This is a genomic window from Bradyrhizobium sp. AUGA SZCCT0283 (assembly GCF_018130385.1).
In the GTDB taxonomy this organism is placed as follows: Bacteria; Pseudomonadota; Alphaproteobacteria; order Rhizobiales; family Xanthobacteraceae; genus Bradyrhizobium.
Window position 1 is genome coordinate 19,884 of sequence record NZ_JAFCLU010000018.1, and the last position, 22,809, is coordinate 42,692.

The following is a 22,809-nucleotide window of genomic DNA, read 5'->3' on the forward strand; positions in this document are numbered from 1 at the left end:
AGCTACGTCAGTCCATAAACACGACCGTCTTGCGGCCGTTGAGGATCACCCGATCCTCGAGGTGATGGCGCATGGCGCGAGCCAGTACGCGGCGTTCGATGTCGCGGCCCTTGCGCGAGAGATTTTCAGGGGTGTCGCGATGGCTGATGCGCTCGACGTCCTGGTCGATGATCGGGCCCTCGTCGAGGTCGCGCGTGACGTAATGCGCGGTGGCGCCGATCAGCTTGACGCCGCGCTCATGCGCCTGGTGGTAGGGCCGCGCGCCCTTGAAGCCCGGCAGGAACGAGTGATGGATGTTGATGCAACGCCCCGACAGTCTTGCCGACATCTCGTCCGACAGGATCTGCATGTAACGCGCCAGCACCACGAGATCGGTCCCAGTGTCCTGCACGAGCCGCCAGACCGCCTCTTCCTGCTCGCGCTTGGTTTCCTTGGTCACCGGCATGTAGTGGAACGGTATCTCGCCGAAATCGAGATTGCCGTAGGTCTCGCGCGGATGATTGGAGACAACAGCGGTCGGGATCATCTCGAGTTCGCCGGTGCGCCAGCGATAGAGGATGTCGACCAGGCAATGATCCGATTTGGAGACCAGCAGCATCACGCGGCGGCGGCTGGCGCGGTCGCGCATCTGCCATTCCATGGCAAAGCGATCGGCGATCGCGGTAAAGCCGCTCTGCAAGGCCTGCAGTTCGACTGCGAGATCGGCGGCGGTGAACACCACCCGCATGAAGAAATTCCCGGTCTCGATGTCATCGAACTGTTGGGCGTCCAGGATGTTCTGTCCGTTATGGGCAAGAAAGGTCGACACCGCGGAGACGATGCCGGGGCGGTCCGGGCAGGACAGGGTCAGGACGAACTGGTGATCGGGCATGGCGGACTTGACTACAATTCAGGCAAAAGGGTGAAGCGGCGATTTGCGGCCCTGCTCTATCACCGCGCATACGCTTGCGCCAATCCCGAAACCGGGGTCAGGATGAACAAAGCGCGAAGCAAAAGCGTTGGAGCACGATCATGGCTGACAGATTGAACGGTTATCGCATCCTGATCCTTGAAACGCGCGAGGAAGCGCAGTTTTCCCGCCTGCTCGCCGAGCAGGGCGCCGACGTGCTGCAATGTCCGATGTTCACCATCCACGACGCGCCGGACCCGGCGCCGGTCGAAGCCTGGATCGGGCGGTGCATTGAAAGGCCCTTCGACGACGTCGTGCTGATGACGGGCGAAGGCCTGCGCCGGCTGATGAAAGTGGTCCGGCGCATCGGTGCCGAACAGGCATTCGTCGCCTCACTCGGCAAGGCGCGCAAATTTGCGCGCGGGCCCAAACCGGGCAAGGCGCTGCGCGAAATCGGGCTGGAACCGCAGATGACGACGGAAAAGCCAACCTCCGAAGGCATCGCCGAGATGCTGTCGCGCCTCGATCTTGGCGGCCATCGCCTCGGCCTGCAGCTTTACCCGGACAAGGATCACAGCGTCCTGATCGGCGCGATCAAGGCGCAAGGCGCCGAGGTCGATACCGTGCTGCCCTATGCCTATGACGCGCAGGCCGCCGACGCCAATATCCTCACCGCGATCGACGAGATGGCGGCAGGCCGCATCGACGCGATCGCGCTGACCAATCTCGGGCAGATCCGCCGCCTCATCGAAGTCGCACGGGCGCAAAGCTGCGAGGATCGGCTACGCGAAGGGCTTGAATGTACGCCGATCGCGTCCGTCGGACCGGCGGTATCCGACGAACTCAAGTCCCACGGCCTGCGCACCGACATCTATCCGGCCGATGACGCCTTTTTCATGCGGCCGCTGATATCAGCGATGGCGGCGGCGCTCGGCAAGAACCCGCCGCGCGCGGCTGCGAGAGACTAGAGCGCGGATGCGAGGCATTTATGAACCCTCTCTCGGCCAGCGACGTGTTCCTTACGGTCGCGATCACGAGCGCTACTTTCCTGACCGAGGTCGGGCTCTTCATTTTGGTTGGAATGCGTTGAAAGGAGCGCGCGACCTGCGTAACCCGCAGCGTCTAGGATTCAGTATGCTTGATGGTTGAGACCGGCCATCTTCCCTCATGACCTTTGATGGAAATCCGAAGCCCGTGCAATTCATCCAGCCAAACGTTCTCGACCGTGCCTGCCTTTCCGTCGGTGAGCGCGACGGCTTTGCCGATCAATTCGGATTGCGCCGCACCGTACTCATCCAAAATTTTTGACGCACGGCGCTTCACCGATGCCATTGCTTGTCCATGTCAGCCGAGCCGTCTGTGCTGTCCAACGCGGCTCAATGGCGACGCTTGTCCCAACGCTCAGTCGCTGGAATGATTGATGGTGACTGCTCTTCCAATTCGCGGAGCCGGTCGATTTGCGTTCTAAGGCTCTCCGGGGGTTCCGGCTCTTCTTGCAGGAACGCGCGTAGTCTCTCCCCGATCTCTTGAGCGATTGCTCGGCTGTGTTTGGAGTCTATGTCAATGCGGTTGCGCATAACGAAGCCTCGTTCGGGTAAGAAAGCGCCAGCATTGGCGTCCACCCCTCCCGCGGCTCTCCCGCTTGCGAGCACGGCTGGCAATTTCTGAATGGAACCGGAGACCGCCGCTTTTGGCTATCTGTGCGAGCGCTTGTTTTTGAGAACAGCGGGCCCTGCAGTAGGAACCTTTGGCTATCCGCGACATGCGCCATGTAGTCAACGGCGAGCGACGGTCTCCCTCTACTAAAGTCTTGACCGGAGTTTTCGTTCCCCGACTTCTGATCGCGCCGCCGTTCGGACGGAAGGGGAATCGGAGCGCCAAGACTGCACCGCGTAACGCTCGGTCGATGGTGAGTACGACCGCAGCATAGTGCTAGCTGCAGTGAGTAACGGCCGCGATTGCAGACAAGATCAGATGCGCTCTGGAACCATTTCATAGAGTGTCCGGTTAGTTCGTGGGGCCGATGGAGGAACCATCGCCATGAGAATCGGACATCTTGCTGCAATTGCGATAGTTGCCGCTGGTGCTGGACTGGCGGTCCATTCTGTCAGCTCGCTGCCGTCCGAAAAGCAGTCCACGCCTGCCGCCGCCCAATTGGCGAGCCTGTTAGCTGAGTCCGTGGATCCGCTTTTGCATCGGTCCGGTGGCTAACGGCTGGCGCAACTCAAAACGCATTGGCGGCGCTGCCTAAGTCATAGGGGCATCGCCCCGTTCGGCAGAGCGATCGGCTCGTCGAATGCACGGCCAAAGCCCGCGCGCGACGATACTTGGCGCCTCGTCCGCCAAGGAACGCTGTAACACCTTTGCCTCACAGCCCATGGCGCTCGCATCCATATGTCGCGTTTCTCGTCTGTCGGATCAAACGCGAACATAGTTCCGCTGCTTCTGCCTACGCCGCAACGTCGCGTCCGGTATTTCCGATGTTGGCCCAAATGCGAAATGGCGCAGCGTCGACTTTAGCCCGGAATGCGCACCGAAGCAGACCTCCACCGACCACTGAATTCATGGGTTCTCACCCTAATCCACCTTGGCGCCGGCGAACTTGACCACCTTGCCCCATTTGTCGGTCTCGTCCGCCACCAGCTTGCCGAAGTCGGCGGCGGAGCCCGGCAGCAGGATGGCGCCGATCTCGGTGAATCGCGCCTTCGCCTTGGGATCGGCCAGGATTTCATTGACCGCTTTGTTGAGCCGCTCGACGATTTCGGCCGGCGTGCCCTTCGGCGCGGCGAGGCCATACCAGGCGCTCGCCTCGTAGCCGGGCAGGAAGTCGGCGACCGGTGGCAAATCCGGCAGCACATCCGAACGGGTCGTGCTGGTTATCGCAAGACCGCGAAGTTTGCCGGATTTGACGTGCTCGGCACAGGTGGGAAGATTGTCGAACATGACATGCATCTGGCCGGAAAGCATATCGGTAAGTGCCGGCGCGCCGCCTCGGTAGGGCACATGCTGCATGTTGATGCCGGTGAGCATCTTGAACAGTTCGCCCGACATGTGGATCGTGGATCCATTGCCTGAAGACGCCATGTTGAGCTTGCCGGGATTGGCCTTGGCGTAGGCGATCAATTCGGGAATCGACTTGATCGGCAGCGACGGATGCACCAGCACGACATTGGGAAAGCGAATGATGCCCGCGATCGGCTCCATCTCCTTCATGAAATCAAAGGGCAGCTTGTCATAGAGCGTGGCGTTGATGGCGTTGGCCGGCGCGACCAGCAGCAGCGTGTAGCCATCCGGCGTGGCGCGCAGCACGGACTCGGTGGCGATATTGGTGCCGCCGCCCGGCCGGTTCTCGATGACGAAGGATTGCCCGAGCTTTTCCGACAGCCACTGCCCCATCAGGCGCGCCGTGAGGTCGGCCGAGCCGCCGGGCGTGTAACCGATCACGAGGCGAACCGGCCGCGATGGATAGGCCTGCGCGCTCGCGTTTCCAGATGTGAGCGGAAGCGCAGCCGCACCGGCTGCAAGTTGCAGGAATTGACGACGCTGAAATTTCATTATGCTTCCTCCGACGCACTGGCGGCTCTTGCGGCCACCTGGGTGCGTGCATCCTATCCGCGCGGCGTCGGGAAGCCGACAGATATTTCTCAGTCCGGAGGCGGAAGGTTCACCGCGTCACTTCGTCTCGCTGAGGAACGCCTGGTAGGCGAGCCGGATGCCCTCCTCGAGTGGGGTAGAGGCGCGCCAGCCGAGTTTGGCCAGCCGGCTGACGTCGAGCAGTTTTCGCGGCGTGCCGTCCGGGCGCGAGGTGTCAAAGCTGATCCCACCGGTATAGCCGACGGTAGCCGCGACCACGCGGGCGAATTCAGCGATCGTGATGTCCTCGCCGGTGCCGATATTGACCAGTTCGTCAGCGGAATAGGTCTTCATCAAGTGGATGCAGGCGTCCGCAAGATCGTCGACATAGAGGAATTCGCGCCGCGGCGTGCCGGTGCCCCAGACCACGACCTCCCTGGCGCCAGACATCTTCGCCTCGTGGAAGCGGCGGATCAGGGCGGCCACGACGTGGCTGTATTCGGGATGATAATTGTCGCCGCGGCCGTAGAGATTGGTCGGCATCACATTGATGAAGTCGGCGCCATACTGGCTGCGATAGGCCTCCACCATCTTGATCCCGGCGATCTTGGCAATCGCATAGGGCTCGTTGGTCGGCTCCAGCGGGCCGGTCAGCATGGCATCCTCGCACAATGGCTGCGGCGCCAGCTTGGGGTAGATGCAGGACGAGCCTAAGAACATCAATTTCTCGGCGCCATGGGCGTGCGCCGCATGGATCACGTTGGTCGCAATCGCCAGATTGTCGTAGAGGAATTCGGCGCGCAGCGTGTTGTTGGCGACGATACCGCCGACCTTGGCGGCCGCCAGAAACACCACCTGCGGACGCTTGGCGGCGAACCAGCGGTTGACCGCGGCCTGATCGCGCAGATCGGCCTCGCTGCGGGGCACGATCAGCAGTTCGACGTTTTCGGCCGCCAGCCTGCGCACCAGCGCGGACCCGACCATGCCGCGATGCCCGGCGACGTAGACCGTCTTACCCTTCAACTCAAACGGAAGGCTTGCCATTGGCGACCTCCCGCCTTGCGTCACCGAGATCGCTTGCGACCATTTCCTTGACCAGTTGGGCGAACGACGTTTTGGGCTGCCAGCCGAGCTTCTCACGCGCCTTGCTGGCATCGCCGACCAGAAGGTCGACTTCGGTCGGCCGGAAATAGACCGGATCGATGCGGACCACGGTCTTGCCGGACTTGGCGTCGACGCCGGTCTCTTCGACGCCCTTGCCGCGCCATTCGATGCGGCGGCCGATTTCGGCGAACGCCAGTTCGACGAATTCGCGCACCGAACGGGTCTCACCGGTCGCCAGCACGAAATCGTCGGGGGCGTCGGCCTGCAATATCCTGTGCATGCCCTCGACATAATCCCGCGCATGGCCCCAGTCGCGCTTGGCTTCGAGGTTGCCGAGATAGAGCACCTCTTCAAAGCCGGCCTCGATGCGGGCGACGCTGCGCGTGATCTTGCGCGTCACGAAAGTCTCGCCGCGGATCGGGCTCTCATGGTTGAACAGGATGCCGTTGGAGGCATAGATGCCGTAGGCCTCGCGGTAATTGACCGTGATCCAGTAGCCGTACAGCTTGGCGACGCCGTAAGGCGAGCGCGGGTAGAACGGCGTGGTCTCCTTCTGCGGCACCTCCTGGACCAGGCCGTAGAGTTCCGAGGTCGAGGCCTGATAGAACCGCGTCTCCTTCTCCATGCCGAGAATGCGGATCGCCTCCAGCAGCCGCAGCACGCCGATGGCGTCGGCGTTGGCGGTATATTCCGGGCTTTCGAAGCTGACGCCGACATGGCTCTGGGCGGCGAGGTTGTAGATCTCGGTCGGCCTGATCTGCTGCATCAGCCGGATCAAATTGGTCGAGTCGGTCATGTCGCCGTAATGCAGCAGGAACGGCACATTGCGGGAATGCGGATCCTGGTAGAGGTGATCGATGCGCGCGGTGTTGAACGAGGACGACCGCCGCTTGATGCCGTGGACCGTGTAGCCGAGCCCGAGCAGATATTCGGCAAGATAAGCGCCGTCCTGGCCTGTAACGCCGGTGATCAGCGCCACGCGCTGCTGTGAATCCTGAACTGCCATTTCTTCTCCAACAACGCCGGGGACCCAGGAGCCGCCCGACCACAACAAACCGCCAAATATTGCGCTGGGCCAGCCGGCAACTTCGGTCCCATGGGCGCAAGCAGGATGGCCCCAGCCCCCTATCATGCCCCCCATCACCCAAGCAAATTAGTCCCGGGGGAGGCCCGCAACCGGCCAGACGTCATCGGGCTTGCGGGAGATGGAGCCTTGGACCACAATCGACTCACGTGAAAACTGATGGTCGAACGGCTGAAATCCAGACCATTTCGGCATTCGAGCCCACCCTACACCAAAGAAAAACCAATAAAGGGAGAAATGACATGCGTAAACTAATGATGGCTGCGGCCATCGCACTGCCGATGTTCGGCACTGCTGCGATCGCGCAAGAAACGGTCAAGATCGCCTACATCGACCCGTTGTCGGGAGGCGGCGCCAGCATTGGCGAAATCGGCCTGAAGACCTTTCAGTTCCTGGCCGAGGAGTTGAACGCCAAGGGTGGTGTTCTCGGCAAGAAGGTCGAAATCGTCGCTTTCGACAACAAGACCAATCCGCAGGAGAGTCTGATCCAGGCGCAGAAGGCCATCGATCAAGGCATCCGGATCCTGACCCAGGGCAACGGCTCCTCGGTCGCCGGCGCGCTGTCGGACTTCGTCACGAAATACAACGAGCGCAATCCCGGCAAGGAAGTCCTGTACTTCAACTATGCCGCGGTCGATCCGGTCCTCACCAACGACAAATGCAGCTTCTGGCATTTCCGCTGGGATGCTAACTCTGACATCAAGATGGAGGCGTTGACCAACTACATGAAGACCGCGACCGCCATCAAGAACGTCTATCTGATCAATCAGGATTACTCGTTCGGCCACTCCGTCCGAACCGCCGCCAAGTCTATGCTCGGCGCCAAGCGGCCGGACATCAAGATCGTCGGTGACGAACTGCATCCGCTGCTGAAAATCACCGATTTCGCTCCCTATATCGCCAAGATCAAAGCATCGGGCGCCGACACCGTGGTGACAGGCAATTGGGGCCAGGATTTCGCGCTCCTGCTGAAGGCCGCGGCCGACGCCGGGCTCAAGGTCAGCTGGTATACCTATTACGCCGGCGGCACCGGCGGCCCGACCGCGGTCAAACAGGCCAACCTCAACCATCAGGTATTCCAGGTCGGCGAAGGCATCGCCAACCTCGACAATAAGCCGTCGCAGGAGTTCGAAAAGGCCCTCCGAGCGAAATACGACTTCAGCCTGTTCTACCCGCGCGCCGTCAACCAGATGCGCATGCTGGCGGCCGCCGCCGACAAGGCCAAGTCGATCGATCCGGTCAAGGTCGCGCTTGCGCTGGAAGGCATGGAGTTCGACGTCTTCAACGGCGGCAAGGGCAGTATGCGCAAGGACGACCACCAGTTCTTCCAGCCGATCTACATTTCCTCGCTCGGCGATCGCACCGAAAAGGAACCGTTCGACGAGGAAAAGACCGGCTGGGGCTGGAAGCTCATCGCCAAGATCGATACCGCCCAGACCGTGCTGCCGACAACCTGCAAGATGGAACGACCGAAGTAACCATTCACGCGTAACCCGTCCGTCCCGACCTCCGGGGCGGACGCGTCCCTTATTCCCCAGGCGGTGCGCCGTGCTTGAACTGATCGTCATGTCCACACTGAACGGTGTGCTGTACGGCATGCTGCTGTTTTTGATGGCGAGCGGGCTCACCGTCATCTTCAGCATGCTCGGCGTGCTGAACTTCGCGCATGCCAGCTTCTACATGCTCGGCGCGTTCTTCGGATTCCAGATCAGCCGCTGGTTCGGCTTCTGGCCGGCGCTCTTGATCGCGCCATTGCTGGCCGGCGCGCTCGGCGCCGCGGTCGAGCGCTACGGCCTGCGCCGCGTGCACAAGAACGGCCACGTCGCCGAACTGCTGTTCACCTTCGGCCTGGCTTTTGCGATCGAGGAAGTCGTGCAGATCATCTGGGGCAAGAGTCCGGTCGATTTCCGGGTGCCGTCGTTGCTGGATTTTCCGGCCTTCACGATCTTCTCGACCAACTACCCCGCCTACAAAATGTTCATGTTGCTGGTCTCCATCGTAATCTTCGTGGCCCTGCTGATCACGCTCAAGAAGACTCGGATCGGTCTGATCGTGCAGGCGGCGCTGACTCATCCGCACATGGTTGGCCATCTCGGCCATAACGTCGGACGCATCTTCATGCTGGTATTCGGTGTCGGCACCGCGCTCGCCGCCGTCGCCGGCGTCATCGCCGGTCCCGCGCTGGTGACGCAGGCGAACATGGCCGGATTGCTCGGACCGATCCTGTTCGTGGTGGTGGTGGTCGGCGGACTGGGCTCGCTGCCCGGGGCCTTCGCCGCCTCGCTGCTGATCGGGCTGGTGCAGACCTTTGCGGTATCGATGAACGGCTCATTGTCCGGCGCCTTCGGCCCGCTCAGCCCCAATTACGCGGCGACCTGGCTCGCCGATATCTGGAACGTAACCATTGCCCAGATCGCGCCGATCATGCCCTACTTATTGCTGGTCCTGATCCTGATCTTCCGCCCCATGGGCCTGCTCGGGACACGCGACACATGACCGAGACAACCTCGAGCGTGGCACCTCCCTATCCGACCGCCGCTGAAAAACTCAAATTCTATGGATTGTGGGTCGGGGCCGCGGTCGTGCTGCTGCTGCTACCGAAGCTGTTCAGCTCCGGCGGATCGCTGACCACGTTCAGCCTGATCGGCATCTCGATCATCTTTTCGCTGTCCTACAACATCCTGCTGGGCCAGACCGGCATGCTGTCGTTCGGACACGCCGTGTATTACGGCCTCGGCGGCTTCCTGGTGATCCACGCCATCAACATCATCGGCGCCAACAAGCTGCCGATCCCGCTGCCGCTGGTGCCGCTGATCGGCGGACTAACCGGATTACTGTTCGCGGTGCTGCTCGGCTGGGTCTCGACCCAGCGCAGCGGAACGGCGTTCGCGATGATCTCGCTCGGCGTTGCCGAACTGGTCGCCTCGTCGGCGCTGATCCTGCGCACCTTTTTCGGCGGCGAAGCCGGCATCTCCGCCAACCGCACCAAGGTGTTCCGGCTGTTCGACTGGAGTTTTGGGCCGCAAATCCAGATCTATTACCTGGTCGCGGCGTGGACCCTGATTGCGGTGATCGCGATGTACGCCCTCACCCGCACGCCGCTGGGGCGCATGTGCAATGCCGTTCGCGACAATCCCGAACGCGTTCAGTTCGTCGGCTACGATCCGCATGTGGTCCGCTATCTGGCGTTCTGTTTTTCCGGCTTCTTCGCCGGCATCGCGGGCGCGCTCGCGGCCATCAACTTCGAAATCGCCAATTCGGCCTATCTCGGCGCCGTGCAGTCGGGTACCGTGCTGTTCGCCACCTATATCGGTGGCGTCGGGTTCTTCATCGGACCGATCGTGGGGGCGATTTTCGTCACGATTCTTTCGCTCGGCCTCAGCGATCTGACGCAGGTGTGGCAGCTCTATTTCGGGCTGATCTTCATCGCGGTGGTGCTGTTCGCACCGGGCGGCATCACCGGACTGTTGATGATGCATCGCCCGCTGTTGAAGGCCGGTACGTTCGGCAGGGTGCTGCCCAGTTATCTGATCGCTTTCGTGCCGACGCTCGCCATGCTCATCGGCCTCATCCTCGCGGCCGAAATAATTGTGTATTATGCCGTCCACTCCGGCGACGATACTCACATCAAGGCGTTTGGCGTCCCCTTCGACGCGGCGAACCGTTACGTCTGGGCGATGGCGGCGATCCTGCTGGTCGGCGGCTACTGGGTGGCGCGCAAGACATGGACCTTCGTCGGGCACGCCTGGGATGACGCGACCAGCGTCGCGCGCGAAAAAGGAATCGCCGCATGAGCACCGCGATCGAATTGCGCGGCGTCGAGAAGAGCTTCGGCATCACGTCGGTGATCCGCAACGTCAACCTGACGGTGGCGCAGGGCGAGCGCCATGCCCTGATCGGACCGAACGGCGCCGGCAAGTCCACTTTGTTCAACCTGATCAGCGGCTACATGCTGCCGACCACCGGCAGCATCCTGTTGCGCGACGAAGTGGTTTCGGGGCTCGCGCCTTATCAGATCAACCGCCGCGGGCTGTCGCGCAGCTTTCAGGTCACCAACGTCTTCGCCAATATGAGCGTGTGGGAGAACCTGCGCTGTGCGGTGCTGTGGGCCACCGGCCACCGCTACGCCTTCTGGAAGAACGTCGACAGACTGCCGGAAGTGCGGGAGCGGACGGCGCGGATCCTCGAGGATATCAACCTCACCGCCCGGCGCGACGTGCCGGCCGGGCTCTTGACCTACGCCGAGCAGCGCGCGCTCGAGATCGGCATCACCATCGCCGGCGGCGCCGATGTCATTCTGCTGGATGAACCGACCGCCGGCATGAGCCACGCCGAAACCGAACGCGCGGTGGCGCTGATCCGCCGCCTCACCGAAGGGCGCACCCTGCTGATCGTCGAGCACGACATGAGCGTGGTGTTCGGCCTTGCCGACAAGATTTCGGTGCTGGTGTACGGCCAGATCATCGCTTCGGGGGTACCGGAGGAAATTCGCGGCAATCCGAAGGTCAAGGAAGCCTATCTCGGCGAGGAAGCGGCATGATGCTCGAGGTCAGGGATCTGCACGCCTATTACGGCAAGAGCCACATCCTGCAGGGCGTCGATATCAAGATCGACGCCGGCGAGGTGGTCAGTCTGCTCGGCCGCAACGGCGTCGGCCGTTCCACCACCGTCAAGGCCATCATGGGTGAAGTTCCGCCGCAGGGCACCATTCTATTCAAGGGCAGCAATATTGCGGGCCTGCCGAGCTACAAGATAGCACATCTCGGGCTCGGCTACGTTCCCGAGCACCGCGACATCTTTCCCGGTCTCACGGTGCGGCAGAACCTGATGCTCGGCATCAAGGACCCGCGCAAGCCGGGCAAGTGGCGGCTGGAGGACATGCTGCAGATGTTCCCCAATCTCGCCGCGCGTGCCGATACGGCGGCCGGCGTGATGTCGGGCGGCGAAAAGCAGATGCTGACGATTTGTCGCACCCTGATGGGCGACCCCGAACTGGTGATGATCGACGAGCCGACCGAGGGGCTGGCACCCCTCATTGTGCATCAGGTCGGCGATCTCCTCGCCGAAATTGCCCGCCGCGGCGTCGCCATCCTGCTGGTCGAGCAGAAGCTGTCGATCGCAATGCGGATCTCGCACCGGCTTTATGTGATGGGTCACGGCCGCATCGTGTTCGAAGGCACGCCGGCCGAACTCAGGGACAACGACGCCATCCGCAAGGAATGGCTGGAGGTCTGATCGCAACGCCGGCGGGGGCCTCGGCATCCACGCGGAACGGCATGACCCCCGGCTATTCGCCATGATGGCGCAAGCGTTCGAGTTCGATGATGGTGACGCCGCCATATTCGAGCCGCAGCAGGCCTTCCTTCTCCAGCCGCTTCAGGCACTGGTTGGCATTCTGCCGCGAAATACCGGAAAGCGCTCCGATTTCTTCCTGCGTGATCTCGAGATGGCGCGTCATGTCCGGATAGAGAATCGGATTGAACAGCGAGGCGATCGAGCGCGCGACGCGACCGGTCGCATCCAGCGTGCGGCCATGTTCCAGCGCCCCGATAAACTGCCCGAGCCGCTCGTTGAGCTGCCGGACCAGAAAGCGGTTGAAGGCGACGCTGTTCTCGAACAGCCAGAAGAAGGTGTTGCGATCCATCAGCGCCAGCCTGGTATCGCGCAACGCGACCACGTCGTAACGGCGCGGCTCGTTCTTGAGCACCGAGCCCTCGCCAAACCAGGCGCCTGCCGTGAGGCCGGCGAAAGTCGCAGCCTTGCCGCCGCTCGACACGGTACTCATCCGGGCAAGACCCGTGACGATGCCGGTCCAGTAGTCGAAGGCATCGCCGCGCATGAAAATATGCTCATCGGCGCGATAGGATTTCTCCACGATGCCGGCACGGGCGACCTCGATTTCCCGTTCGTTCAGTTCGCGCGACCAGGCCGCGATGCGCTTGAGGTAATCCGCAGCAATCATGATCGCATCGACCGTCGCGTCCCCATCGATTTCCGTGCTGCACTGCAACAGAAGCACGGCCCGGCAAAATTTCCCGACCAATTGTCAGGCAAAAGACATTTCAAACTATCGCATTGCCCTAAGGAGAGCCACCTCGATACGCGCCGCCTATGGCGCAGCGGGGGTGCGACGCTACCACGCGTGACGCGGGGCATCGGCTGGTACAGTAGTCGGATGGCTTGCCCGTCACCGCCGATGTAGGATCGCATGCGATTGCAAACGATAGATAAAGAGCGCTGCTCAAGCGCCGTATCTGGAGGGAATGAGTGACTTACACGTTGGAAGTGCGCGGGGTGTCTCTGCGCTTCGGTGGCGTCCGTGCGCTGACCGAAGTCTCCTTCGGCGTGAACGAAGGCGAATTGTTCTCGATCATCGGTCCGAACGGCGCCGGCAAGACCTCAATAGTCAATTGCATTTCAGGCCGCTACAAGCCGACCGAAGGCCAGCTGTTCTACCGCGGCAAGGACATCACCGGCCTCAATCCGAACGCGCGGCCCTCGCTGGGCATAGGCCGTACCTTTCAGAACCTGGCGCTGTTCCATCATATGAGCGTGCTCGACAACATCATGGTCGGGCGACACCACCTCCTGAAGAACAATTTCATCACGGGCTCGCTGTACTGGCTGACCGGCGCGCGGCGCGAGGAGCTCGAGCATCGCCGCAAGGTGGAGGAGATCATCGATTTCCTCGACCTGCAGTCGGTGCGCAAGGCCACCGCCGGCACCCTGCCCTACGGCCTGCGCAAGCGCGTCGAGCTCGCCCGCGCCATGGCGCTGGAGCCGCAGCTGATCCTGCTCGACGAGCCGATGGCCGGCATGAACTTCGAGGAAAAGGAGGACATGGCGCGCTACATCGTCGATCTCAACGAAGAGTTCGGCATGACCGTCATGATGATCGAGCACGACATGGGCGTGGTGATGGATATCTCCCACCGCGTCATGGTGCTGGATTTCGGCCGCAAGATCGCCGAGGGCGATCCGGCGTCGGTGCTCGCCGATCCCCATGTCAAGCGCGCCTATCTCGGTGAAGAGGACGAGGTCCTGGTCGACCCCGACGACACGCCGGCGCCACGGGAGAGCGCGGCATGATGGATTACGCCGGACGCGCCGCCGAGGCGAATACCTTTCCGAAGCTGTTGCGCCTCAACGCGAAGGAGTACGGCGGCGAAATCGCGTTGCGCGAAAAGGATCTCGGGCTGTGGCGCGTCTTCACCTGGAACGACTATCAGACCCGCGTGCATGATTTCGCGCTCGGCATGATCGAGCTGGGGCTTGGGCGCGGCGACGTCATCGGCATCATCGGCGACAACCGCCCGGACTGGGTGGCCGCCGAAATCGCCACACATGCGATCGGCGCCATGAGCCTTGGCCTTTACCGCGACGTGCTGGACGAGGAAGCGGCCTATCTGCTCAGCTATGGCGACGCCAAACTGGTGTTCGCCGAAGACGAGGAACAGGTCGACAAGCTGCTGGCGCTGGCCGATCGCGCGCCCAACCTCAAGCACATCGTCTATTCCGATCCGCGCGGCATGCGGAAGTATGACGATCCGCGCCTCATGGAAGCCGGCAAACTGGCGGCGATGGGTCGCGACCGCGCCGCGCGCGAGCCCGGCCTTTACGACCGGCTGGTCGATGCGACAAGCGGCGAGGATGTCGCGATCCTCTGCACCACGTCAGGCACCACGGCCAATCCCAAGCTGGCGATGCTGGCGGCGGGACGCGTCCTCAAGCATTGCGCGACCTATCTGGCGTTCGATCCGAAGGGGCCGGACGACGAATATGTCTCGGTGCTGCCGCTGCCCTGGATCATGGAACAGGTCTACGCGCTCGGCAAAGGGCTGCTGTGCCGGATGAAGGTCAACTTCGTCGAAGAGCCCGAGACCATGATGCACGATTTTCGCGAGATCGCACCGACCTTCGTGCTGTTCGCGCCGCGGCTCTGGGAATCGATCGCCGCCGATGTGCGCGCCGGCGTGATGGACTCCTCGCCGCTCAAGCAAAAACTCTTCGATATCGGCATGAAGGCCGGCCTCTCGGCGCTGGCGCAGGGCAAGCATTCGATGCTGGCCGACCAGCTCCTGTTCCGCGCGCTGCGCGACCGGCTCGGCTTCACGCGGCTGCGCTCGGCCGCGACCGGCGGTGCCGCGCTCGGACCGGATACCTTTAAGTTCTTCCGGGCGATGGGCGTGCCGCTGCGCACCCTCTATGGCCAAACCGAACTGCTCGGCGCCTACACACTGCACCCTTTCGACAAGGTCGATCCGGATACGACCGGCGTGCCGATGGCGGCCGATATCGAGATCCGCATCGACAATCCCGATGTCAACGGCGTCGGCGAAATCGTGGTGCGTCATCCCAATATGTACCTCGGCTACTACAAGAATCCGGAAGCCTCGGCCGCCGACATGAAGGACGGCTGGATGCACTCCGGCGACGCCGGCTATTTCAACAACGACAGGCAGCTCGTGGTCATCGACCGCATCAAGGATCTCGCCGAGACCTCGCGCGGCGAGCGCTTCTCGCCGCAATATCTGGAAAACAAGCTGAAATTCTCGCCCTACATCGCCGAGACGGTCGTGCTCGGCGCCGGCCGCGACACGCTGGCGGCGATGATCTGCATCCGCTACTCGATCATCTCGAAATGGGCGGAGAAGAACCGTATCTCGTTCACGACCTACACCGATCTTTCCTCGCGGCCCGAGGTCTATGCGCTGCTGCGCAAGGAGGTCGAAAGCGTCAACGCCACGCTGCCGCCGCCACAGCGCATCTCGCGCTTCTTGCTGCTGTACAAGGAACTCGACGCCGACGACGGCGAACTGACCCGCACCCGAAAGGTGCGCCGCAGCGTCATCAACGAGAAATACGCCGACATCATCGACGCGATCTATGGCGGCAAGAGCGATATCCCGGTCGATACCGTGATCCGCTTCCAGGACGGCACCACTCAGCGCATCCGCACCACGCTGCGGGTGGTCGATCTCGGCCACGATGCGCCGATGGCGGAGGCCGCGGAATGAACACCCAGCTCCTGATCCAGCTTCTGGTCAACGGCCTCGTGGTCGGCACGCTCTATGGCGTAGTCGCGATGTCGTTTGTGCTGATCTACAAGGCGACACAGGTCGTGAACTTCGCGCAGGGCGAACTGCTGCTGGTCGGCGCCTGGGTGTGCTGGTGGCTGCTCACCAAATATCAGGTGCCGTTCTATCTGGGCATGCCGATTACGCTGGTCTTCATGTTCCTGTTCGGCATCGCGATCCAGATCGTCATCCTGCGCCCGATGATCGGCGAGCCGATCATTTCCGTGATCATGGTGACGATCGCGCTGTCGACGGTGTTCTCCGCGCTGATGAAGTGGATGTTCGGCGTCAACCTGCAACCATTCCCGCGCATCTTCCAGACCCAGAACGTCAACATCCTCGGGCTGCAGGTGCAGACCGTTTACCTGATGAGTCTTGCGGTCTCGGTGGCGATGATGGTGGGCATGGCGTGGTTCTTCCGCCTCTCCAAATATGGTCTGGCGATGCGCGCCACCGCCTTCAACCAGCAGGTGGCGCAGTCGCTCGGCATTTCCGTGAAAAGCGTGTTCGCGATAGCCTGGGCGATTTCAGCCACCGTCTCCGCTGTCGCGGGCGTGGTAGTGGCCGTCGTCAACGGCGTCTCGGCCGGACTTTCCGCCTATGGCGTCAAGGTGTTTCCGGCGGCGATCTTGGGTGGTCTCGACAGCGTCGGCGGCGCGGTGCTGGGCGGCATCATCATCGGACTTCTGGAGAATTTCGCGCATTTTCTCGACAGCGAGTATCTGCACTGGGGCAATCTCTACGAGATCGCGCCGTTCTATGCGCTCATCATTATCCTGATGATCAAGCCATACGGCCTGTTCGGCACCAAAGACATCGAGCGGGTGTAAACCATCATGGCAACCCAGACATTGATTCCCGCCGGCGACTTCCGCACCACCTACGCGGCGGACACCACGGTGTTTCCGACCGCGACCAGCCGCAACGCCATGATATCAGGCATCGTCCTGATCTGCTTTGCGCCGCACGTCGTCAACGAGTACATCCTCAGTCTCTTGATCCAGATCGGCATCTTCGGCATTGCCGCGCTAGGGCTGAACATCGTCGTCGGCTTCACCGGCCAGATCTCGATCGGCCACGCTGCCTTCTTCGGCTTCGGCGCCTTCACCTCGGCCTATCTCTCGAACCGGTTCGGCATTCCCGTCTTCTTCTGCATCCCGCTCGCGGGCGCGGTGACGGCGGCCGTCGGCCTGATCTTCGGCCTGCCCGCCGCGCGGCTGAAAGGGCTTTATCTCGCGATCGCGACGCTGGCGGCGCAATACATCCTGCTCGACTTCTTTGCCCGCGCCGAATGGTTCACCGGCGGCAGCGTTCCGGCCAGCGCCGAGCCGTTCTCGATCTTCGGCTATTCGCTGCGCGGAGATAAGCAATATTTCTATGTCGTGCTGGCCTATGTCGTCGTCTGCTATCTGCTGGTCACCAACCTGATCCGCTCCCGCGACGGACGCGCCCTGGTGGCGGTGCGCGACCATTATCTGTCCGCCGAGATCATGGGCATTAATCTTACAAAATACCGGACGCTGTCGTTCGGCCTTGCCGCGTTCTTTGCCGGCGTCGGCGGCGCGCTCTACGCGCATTACAATCAGGTCGTCTCCAACGAAGGTTTCGGCATCGACCGCTCGATCATCTTCCTTGCGATGATCATCATCGGCGGGCTCGGCTCGGTCATGGGCACGCTGATGGGCACCGCCTTCATGGTGCTGCTGCCGGAATCGATGGAATGGCTCAGCGTCGCACTGCGCGGCAGTCCGATCGACCAGTTCCTGGGATTGAAGAACAACATCGCTTTCCTGCGCGAGATGGCGATCGGCATCATCATCATCGTCTTTCTGGTGTTCGAACCGGACGGACTCGCGCATCGCTGGCGACAGATCAAGGCATACTGGAAACTCTACCCGTTCTCGCATTGAGGTCGGAACGGGACCGACAATAAGACCTCGAGAAGCAACCGGAGGATTATGTCCATGACGATGAAGACTCTACTGAGCACCGCCTCGCTCGCGATCCTGCTGGCAGGCGCCGCGACGACGTCCCAGGCCCAGGTCGCGCTGGGGCATCTCACCGATTATTCGGGCCCGACCTCGGACGTCGGAACGCCGTTCGGACAGGGCGTCGCGGACACCTATGCGTGGATCAACAAGAACGGCGGCATCAACGGCGCCAAGGTCAACCTCGACACCGTCGACTACGGCTATCAGGTGCCGCGCGCCATCGCCCAGTACAAGAAATGGTCGGGCTCCGACAAGGTCGCCGCCATTCTCGGCTGGGGCACCGCCGACACCGAAGCGCTGACGGGATTCCTGGCCCAGGACAAGATCCCGGATATTTCGGCATCCTATGCCGCAGCACTCTCCGATCCGACCGGCGCCGGCGGTAAGGCCAAGCCTGCCCCCTACAACTTCTTCTACGGCCCGAGCTACTCGGATGCGGTTCGCGGCATGCTGACCTGGGCCGCCGAGGACTGGAAGTCCAAGGGCAAGCCCGGCAAGCCAAAGTTCGTCCATATGGGTGCGAACCACCCCTATCCGAACGCGCCGAAGGCCGCCGGTGAGGCGATTGCCGCCGAACTCGGCTTCGAACTGCTGCCGCCGATCGTGTTCGCGTTGACGCCCGGCGATTACAGCGCGCAGTGTCTGACCCTGAAGAGCTCGGGCGCCAACTACGCTTATCTGGGCAACACCGCCGGCTCGAACATCTCCGTGCTCAACGCCTGCAAGGCCGCCGGCGTCGACGTGCAGTTCCTCGGCAACGTCTGGGGCATGGACGAGAACGCCGCCAAGGCCGCGGGCGCTGCCGCCGATGGCGTGGTGTTCCCGCTGCGCACCGCGGTGGCGTGGGGCGGCAACGCGCCCGGCATGAAGACCTTCATGGAAATCTCGAAGATGTCGGACGCGGCCGGCACGACCTACCGTCCCGTGCATTACATCGCCGGCGTCTGCACTGCGCTCTACATGAAGGAAGCCGTCGAATGGGCTGCCAAGAATGGCGGCGCCACCGGTGAGAACGTCAAGAAGGGCTTCTATCAGAAGAAGGATTGGGTGCCCGCCGGCGGCGAAGGCATCTGCAACCCCTCGACCTTCACCGAGACCGATCACCGCGGCACGCTCAAAGTCGATCTCTATCGCATGAAGGTCGCCGGCGCGACTGACGCCCCGCTCAACGATCTCGTCAAGAACGGCGGCATCAAGATGGACAAGGTGAAGACGATCGACCTGCCGCGCAAGCCCGAGTGGCTCGGCTGGTGATTTCCCGGGTTGCCTCCGGGCAACCCCAACACTCCGTCGTCATCCCCGCGAAGGCGGGGGATCCAGTACGCCGCGGCTTCTCGGTCGATCGCAGGCGCCTCTGGAATACTGGATCATCCGCTCCAGTGCGCAATTGCGCACAAGGCGGGTGATGACGGCAAGAGGTGGTGAGACAACATGACTGAAGCAACCGTGATCAACCGTCCCGCGGCGGCGGCGCAAGCCGCCGCCCCGCTCCTTAGCGTCCGTAACATCGAGGTGGTCTACGACAAGGTCATCCTGGTGCTGCGCGGCCTCAGCCTCGACGTGCCGAAGGGAGCGATTGTAGCCCTGCTCGGCGCCAACGGCGCCGGCAAGTCGACGACGCTGAAGGCGATCTCGGGCCTGCTCAAGACCGAGGACGGCGAAGTGATCCGCGGCGAAATCGTCTTCGATGGCCAGCGCATCGACGGCATCGATCCCGACAAGATCGTCCGCCGCGGCATCTTCCAGGTGATGGAAGGCCGCCGCATCATTTCCGACATGACGTCGATCGAGAATCTGAAGCTCGGCGCCTTTACCCGCAGCGACGACGAGGTCGGCGCCGACATCGACATGGTGTTCAAATATTTCCCGCGGCTGAAGGAGCGCACCGGGCTGGCCGGCTATCTCTCCGGCGGCGAGCAGCAGATGCTGGCGATCGGCCGCGCGCTGATGGCGCGGCCCAAGATGATCCTGATGGACGAGCCGTCGATGGGCCTGTCGCCGCTGCTGGTCAAGGAAGTGTTCGCGATCATCAAGGAGATCAACCGCGACCTCGGCGTCACCATCCTGCTGGTGGAGCAGAATGCGCGCGCGGCGCTGTCGGTCGCGAGCCACGGCTACATCATGGAACAGGGCAAGGTGGTGCTCGACGGCACCGCCGACGAATTGCGCGACAACGAGGACGTCAAGGAATTCTACCTCGGCGGCGCCGGCGACCAGCGCAAGAGCTTCAAGAACCTGAAAAGCTTCAAGCGGCGAAAGCGGTGGTTGTGAGCAGCGTTTTCAAGCGAAGCATGCCCTCGGAATTGATCCGGGGGTGGGAACCGGTTCGCGTGAGGAAAACGCGTCAAAACAAAAAACTGAGCGGTTCTGTTTCCATCAGAACCGTCACCCATCATTTAGCCGAGCACCTGTTCCGCTTCCGCGACCGCGCAAAGAACATGATAGAACGAAGACGCAGGGATGGTGGCGACCAGCGAGTTGCCGTCGCGATCGAATTGGTCGTACCAGCCTCCCGCCACGGGATGGCTGAGATAATGCCGTTCGAGCCGCGACAATGCCGCGCGCGCTTCATCCGCGGCCCCCGCCTCGCCCGCTTCCGCCTGCGCGATCCACGCCTTGGCGATTTCGGTCTGCGGCCACAGCCGGCGCGTATGCCGCCTGATGTTGCCGCCTGCGTCGCCTTCGTCGATCAGGCAGCCGGTCGCCTCGTCGCGATAGCGCAGCGCCGACGCCAGCAATTCGCCGCGATAGCGGCCGGTCGGGCAGCCGGTGATGCGTTCAAAGCCCTTCAAGAGCCACGCCCACTCCGCCTGGTGTCCGGGCTCGACGCTGACGGGTTCGATCTTCGAGAAGTCTTCCTCGAAATACTCGCCAAGCACCTGCCGCTGCTTGTCGTAGAGGTTGGCCAGAAACAGGCTAAAGAAATTGCCGGCGCGGTTCTGGAACACCAAATCGTGCGTCGCGTCGAACGCCGCGATCATCGCTTCGAACAGATGCATGTGAGGGTTCTGCCGTCGTGGCAGCGACACCGGCAATCCTTCGTGAACCCCGCCATGCGGCGAGCGCAGCTGCGTATCGATGAAATGGCACAGCGCGTCGATCTCGGCGCGAATTTGCGCATCGCGATCGAGCCCGTAGACGGTGGCCAACGCCAGCAGCACGAAGGCGTGGTCGTAGGAATCGCGCAGCGGATTCAGCACCGTGCCGTCAGGCTTCAACGTGTGGACAAAGCCGGGTTTGCCGTCGGGGGCTTTCGCCTTGCTCAAAAGATGCTCCAGCCCCTTCAGCGCAATCACGCGGCCCTCGGGATACCAGCCCATTTGCGCCGCCTTGGCGTAGCAATAGATCTGGCGCGCCTGCACGAACACCCGGCGCGGCGCCAAGGCATCGGCGCGGCCGTCGAAATCGAGCCGGTCGACAAACCCGCCCGCTATGTCGTCCCAGCCTTCCGTCGACCACAGCGGCAGGCAGTGGTCGATCATGCGAAGCTTGAGCTTCCCGACGATGTCGGCCGAAACGCCAGCATCTGCCGCCGCAGCGGTGTGTCCTTCAGCCATTGCGTCCCCTGGAACATCAGCAAAACCGGTAGCCGCCGTCTGATACCACGTCAGAGGCGGCGCGCAATCGACCCTAACCTGGGGAATTCGTCATGACGGATCATTACGACGCGCTCGAGACGCGCGAGCCGGCCAAACGCGAGGCGGAGCTGTTCTCCCGGCTTCCGGACGTCCTGCGCAAGGCGCTGGCCGCGCCGGCCTATGCCGAGCGGCTGAGGGGTATCGATCCGGCCGCCGTGACCACCCGCGCCGCGCTGGCGCGTCTGCCGGTACTGCGCAAGTCGGAACTCCCTGCCCTGCACAAGGCCGCGCCGCCGTTCGGCGGGTTCGTGGCCAGCCCTTTGGGGTCGTTCGGGCGACTGTTCACCTCGCCGGGGCCGATCTTCGAGCCCGAGCCTGTTCACGCCGACCCCTGGCGCGGCGCGCGCGCGCTGTTCGCGGCCGGGTTCCGGCCCGGCGACGTCGTGCTCAACACCTTCAGCTACCATCTGACCCCCGGCGGCTTCATTTTCGATGCGTCGGCGCGGGCGCTGGGCTGCGCGGTGATTCCGGCCGGCCCCGGCAACACCGAGCAGCAGTTCGAACTGATCGAGGCCTATCGCCCGGTCGGCTACAGCGGGACACCTGATTTCCTCAAGATCCTGCTCGACGCCGCCGCCAGCGCCGGGCGCGACGTCTCCTCGATCAAACGGGCGCTGGTTTCCGGCGCAGCCTTTCCGAAATCGTTGCAGGACGAGGTCAAGTCGCGCGGCATCGATGCCTATCAGGCGTTCGGCACCGCCGACCTCGGCATGGTCGCGTTCGAGACGCCGGCGCGCGATGGCATGGTCGTCAACGAGGACCTCATCATGGAAATCGTACGTCCCGGCACCGGTGATCCCGTAGCGCCCGGCGACGTCGGCGAAATCGTCGTCACCTCGCTCGACCCACAGCATCCCTGGATCCGGCTCGCGCTCGGCGACCTCACGGCAGCACTGCCGGGAACGAGCCCGTGCGGGCGCACCAACATGCGCATCAAGGGCTGGATGGGCCGCGCCGACCAGACCACCAAGGTCAAGGGCATGTTCGTCCGCCCCGAGCAGGTCGCCGAGATCGGCAAGCGCCATCCTGAACTCGGGCGGCTGCGCCTCGTGGTCACTCGCTCTGGCGAGAGCGATCTGATGACGCTGAAGGCGGAGACGGCTTCGCCGGGCGGAAACCTGCAGAACGAACTCGTCGCAAGCCTGCGCTCCGTGACGAAGCTCGGCGGCAATGTCGAACTGGTCGCTGCGGGCTCGCTGCCGAACGACGGCAAGGTGATCGCGGACGAACGCGGCTAGGCTGGAGTGCTGGCCCAACCCGCAACCATCAGCGGCTTGACGCTCCTGCAGGCGGCGAGGAGAAAATTGACAACAGCTAGAGAGGTCTCGTCGATCCGGCTGCGGCAGGATCGTCTTCAGGACTCGTTCCAAACCGAGCAGCAGTGTGAAGGCAACGCCAGCGTTTGACCCACAGCGAGGCAATTGAGAAAATGCCGCTAGTCTAGATCGAACAT

At 62.7% G+C, this 22,809-nt stretch carries 20 protein-coding genes; 13 read left to right on the forward strand and 7 right to left on the reverse strand.

From position 1 onward, the window contains the following. Positions 1–7 precede the first annotated feature (7 nt). Positions 8–871, reverse strand: a complete 864-nt coding sequence (gene purU / locus JQ624_RS23320; RefSeq protein ID WP_212421254.1) for a formyltetrahydrofolate deformylase — start codon at positions 869–871, stop codon at positions 8–10. A gap of 140 nt (positions 872–1,011) precedes the next feature. Here purU and JQ624_RS23325 point away from each other — a divergent pair, with 140 nt between their 5' ends. Further along, positions 1,012–1,857 carry a uroporphyrinogen-III synthase gene (locus tag JQ624_RS23325; RefSeq protein WP_212421255.1) on the forward strand — a complete coding sequence of 282 codons (846 nt, stop codon included), beginning with the start codon at positions 1,012–1,014 and terminating at the stop codon, positions 1,855–1,857. 154 nt (positions 1,858–2,011) lie between these two features. On the opposite strand, the gene JQ624_RS23330 is transcribed toward JQ624_RS23325, so the two are convergent. The 4 genes from JQ624_RS23330 to gmd form a co-directional block, all read right to left on the reverse strand. Further along, complete coding sequence (locus JQ624_RS23330; RefSeq protein ID WP_212421256.1) at positions 2,012–2,221, reverse strand: PRC-barrel domain-containing protein; 210 nt, start codon at positions 2,219–2,221, stop codon at positions 2,012–2,014. A 1,245-nt stretch (positions 2,222–3,466) separates the two neighbouring features. Next, positions 3,467–4,444 carry a tripartite tricarboxylate transporter substrate binding protein gene (locus tag JQ624_RS23335; RefSeq protein ID WP_212421257.1) on the reverse strand — a complete coding sequence of 326 codons (978 nt, stop codon included), beginning with the start codon at positions 4,442–4,444 and terminating at the stop codon, positions 3,467–3,469. A gap of 117 nt (positions 4,445–4,561) precedes the next feature. Further along, a complete protein-coding gene (locus JQ624_RS23340) occupies positions 4,562–5,506 on the reverse strand; it encodes a GDP-L-fucose synthase (protein WP_283816947.1) in 945 nt (314 codons plus the stop codon). After that, positions 5,487–6,572, reverse strand: coding sequence for a GDP-mannose 4,6-dehydratase (gmd, locus tag JQ624_RS23345; RefSeq protein ID WP_212421258.1), 1,086 nt, complete (start codon positions 6,570–6,572; stop codon positions 5,487–5,489). The genes JQ624_RS23340 and gmd overlap by 20 nt, the downstream gene beginning before the upstream one ends. A 320-nt stretch (positions 6,573–6,892) precedes the next feature. Here gmd and JQ624_RS23350 point away from each other — a divergent pair, with 320 nt between their 5' ends. From JQ624_RS23350 to JQ624_RS23370, 5 genes are all read left to right on the forward strand, one after another. Further along, positions 6,893–8,128 (forward strand): branched-chain amino acid ABC transporter substrate-binding protein, encoded by a 1,236-nt coding sequence (locus tag JQ624_RS23350; protein WP_212421259.1) that lies wholly within the window; start codon positions 6,893–6,895, stop codon positions 8,126–8,128. A gap of 70 nt (positions 8,129–8,198) precedes the next feature. Next, positions 8,199–9,146, forward strand: a complete 948-nt coding sequence (locus JQ624_RS23355) for a branched-chain amino acid ABC transporter permease (protein WP_212421260.1) — start codon at positions 8,199–8,201, stop codon at positions 9,144–9,146. Then, the gene (locus JQ624_RS23360) at positions 9,143–10,444 is read left to right on the forward strand and encodes a branched-chain amino acid ABC transporter permease (protein ID WP_212421261.1); all 1,302 of its coding nucleotides are present in this window, start codon (positions 9,143–9,145) and stop codon (positions 10,442–10,444) included. The genes JQ624_RS23355 and JQ624_RS23360 overlap by 4 nt, the downstream gene beginning before the upstream one ends. Continuing rightward, positions 10,441–11,190, forward strand: coding sequence for an ABC transporter ATP-binding protein (locus JQ624_RS23365; RefSeq protein WP_212421262.1), 750 nt, complete (start codon positions 10,441–10,443; stop codon positions 11,188–11,190). Before JQ624_RS23360 ends, JQ624_RS23365 begins: the two co-directional genes overlap by 4 nt. Next, complete coding sequence (locus tag JQ624_RS23370) at positions 11,190–11,885, forward strand: ABC transporter ATP-binding protein (protein ID WP_212421369.1); 696 nt, start codon at positions 11,190–11,192, stop codon at positions 11,883–11,885. The genes JQ624_RS23365 and JQ624_RS23370 overlap by 1 nt, the downstream gene beginning before the upstream one ends. Positions 11,886–11,937: 52 nt before the next feature. On the opposite strand, the gene JQ624_RS23375 is transcribed toward JQ624_RS23370, so the two are convergent. Then, complete coding sequence (locus JQ624_RS23375; RefSeq protein ID WP_212421263.1) at positions 11,938–12,612, reverse strand: Crp/Fnr family transcriptional regulator; 675 nt, start codon at positions 12,610–12,612, stop codon at positions 11,938–11,940. A gap of 305 nt (positions 12,613–12,917) precedes the next feature. Here JQ624_RS23375 and JQ624_RS23380 point away from each other — a divergent pair, with 305 nt between their 5' ends. The 6 genes from JQ624_RS23380 (at position 12,918) to JQ624_RS23405 (ending at position 19,989) form a co-directional block, all read left to right on the forward strand. After that, on the forward strand, positions 12,918–13,739 hold the full coding sequence (locus JQ624_RS23380; RefSeq protein ID WP_212421264.1) for an ABC transporter ATP-binding protein: 822 nt from the start codon (positions 12,918–12,920) through the stop codon (positions 13,737–13,739). Continuing rightward, positions 13,736–15,667, forward strand: a complete 1,932-nt coding sequence (locus JQ624_RS23385) for a long-chain fatty acid--CoA ligase (protein ID WP_212421265.1) — start codon at positions 13,736–13,738, stop codon at positions 15,665–15,667. The genes JQ624_RS23380 and JQ624_RS23385 overlap by 4 nt, the downstream gene beginning before the upstream one ends. Next, entirely contained in the window at positions 15,664–16,557 is an 894-nt protein-coding gene (locus JQ624_RS23390) for a branched-chain amino acid ABC transporter permease (protein ID WP_212421266.1), read from the forward strand. Before JQ624_RS23385 ends, JQ624_RS23390 begins: the two co-directional genes overlap by 4 nt. 6 nt (positions 16,558–16,563) lie before the next feature. Further along, positions 16,564–17,637, forward strand: a complete 1,074-nt coding sequence (locus tag JQ624_RS23395; RefSeq protein ID WP_212421267.1) for a branched-chain amino acid ABC transporter permease — start codon at positions 16,564–16,566, stop codon at positions 17,635–17,637. Positions 17,638–17,691: 54 nt separating this feature from the next. After that, complete coding sequence (locus JQ624_RS23400; protein ID WP_212421268.1) at positions 17,692–18,972, forward strand: ABC transporter substrate-binding protein; 1,281 nt, start codon at positions 17,692–17,694, stop codon at positions 18,970–18,972. A gap of 177 nt (positions 18,973–19,149) precedes the next feature. Next, positions 19,150–19,989, forward strand: coding sequence for an ABC transporter ATP-binding protein (locus JQ624_RS23405; protein ID WP_212421269.1), 840 nt, complete (start codon positions 19,150–19,152; stop codon positions 19,987–19,989). Between the two features lie 125 nt (positions 19,990–20,114). Here the strand turns inward: JQ624_RS23405 and JQ624_RS23410 are convergent, their stop codons facing one another. Then, entirely contained in the window at positions 20,115–21,275 is a 1,161-nt protein-coding gene (locus JQ624_RS23410) for an AGE family epimerase/isomerase (protein ID WP_212421270.1), read from the reverse strand. A gap of 92 nt (positions 21,276–21,367) precedes the next feature. Between JQ624_RS23410 and JQ624_RS23415 the strand changes: the two genes are divergently transcribed. Beyond that, positions 21,368–22,594 carry a phenylacetate--CoA ligase family protein gene (locus tag JQ624_RS23415; RefSeq protein WP_212421271.1) on the forward strand — a complete coding sequence of 409 codons (1,227 nt, stop codon included), beginning with the start codon at positions 21,368–21,370 and terminating at the stop codon, positions 22,592–22,594. The last annotated feature ends 215 nt before the right edge of the window (positions 22,595–22,809 follow it).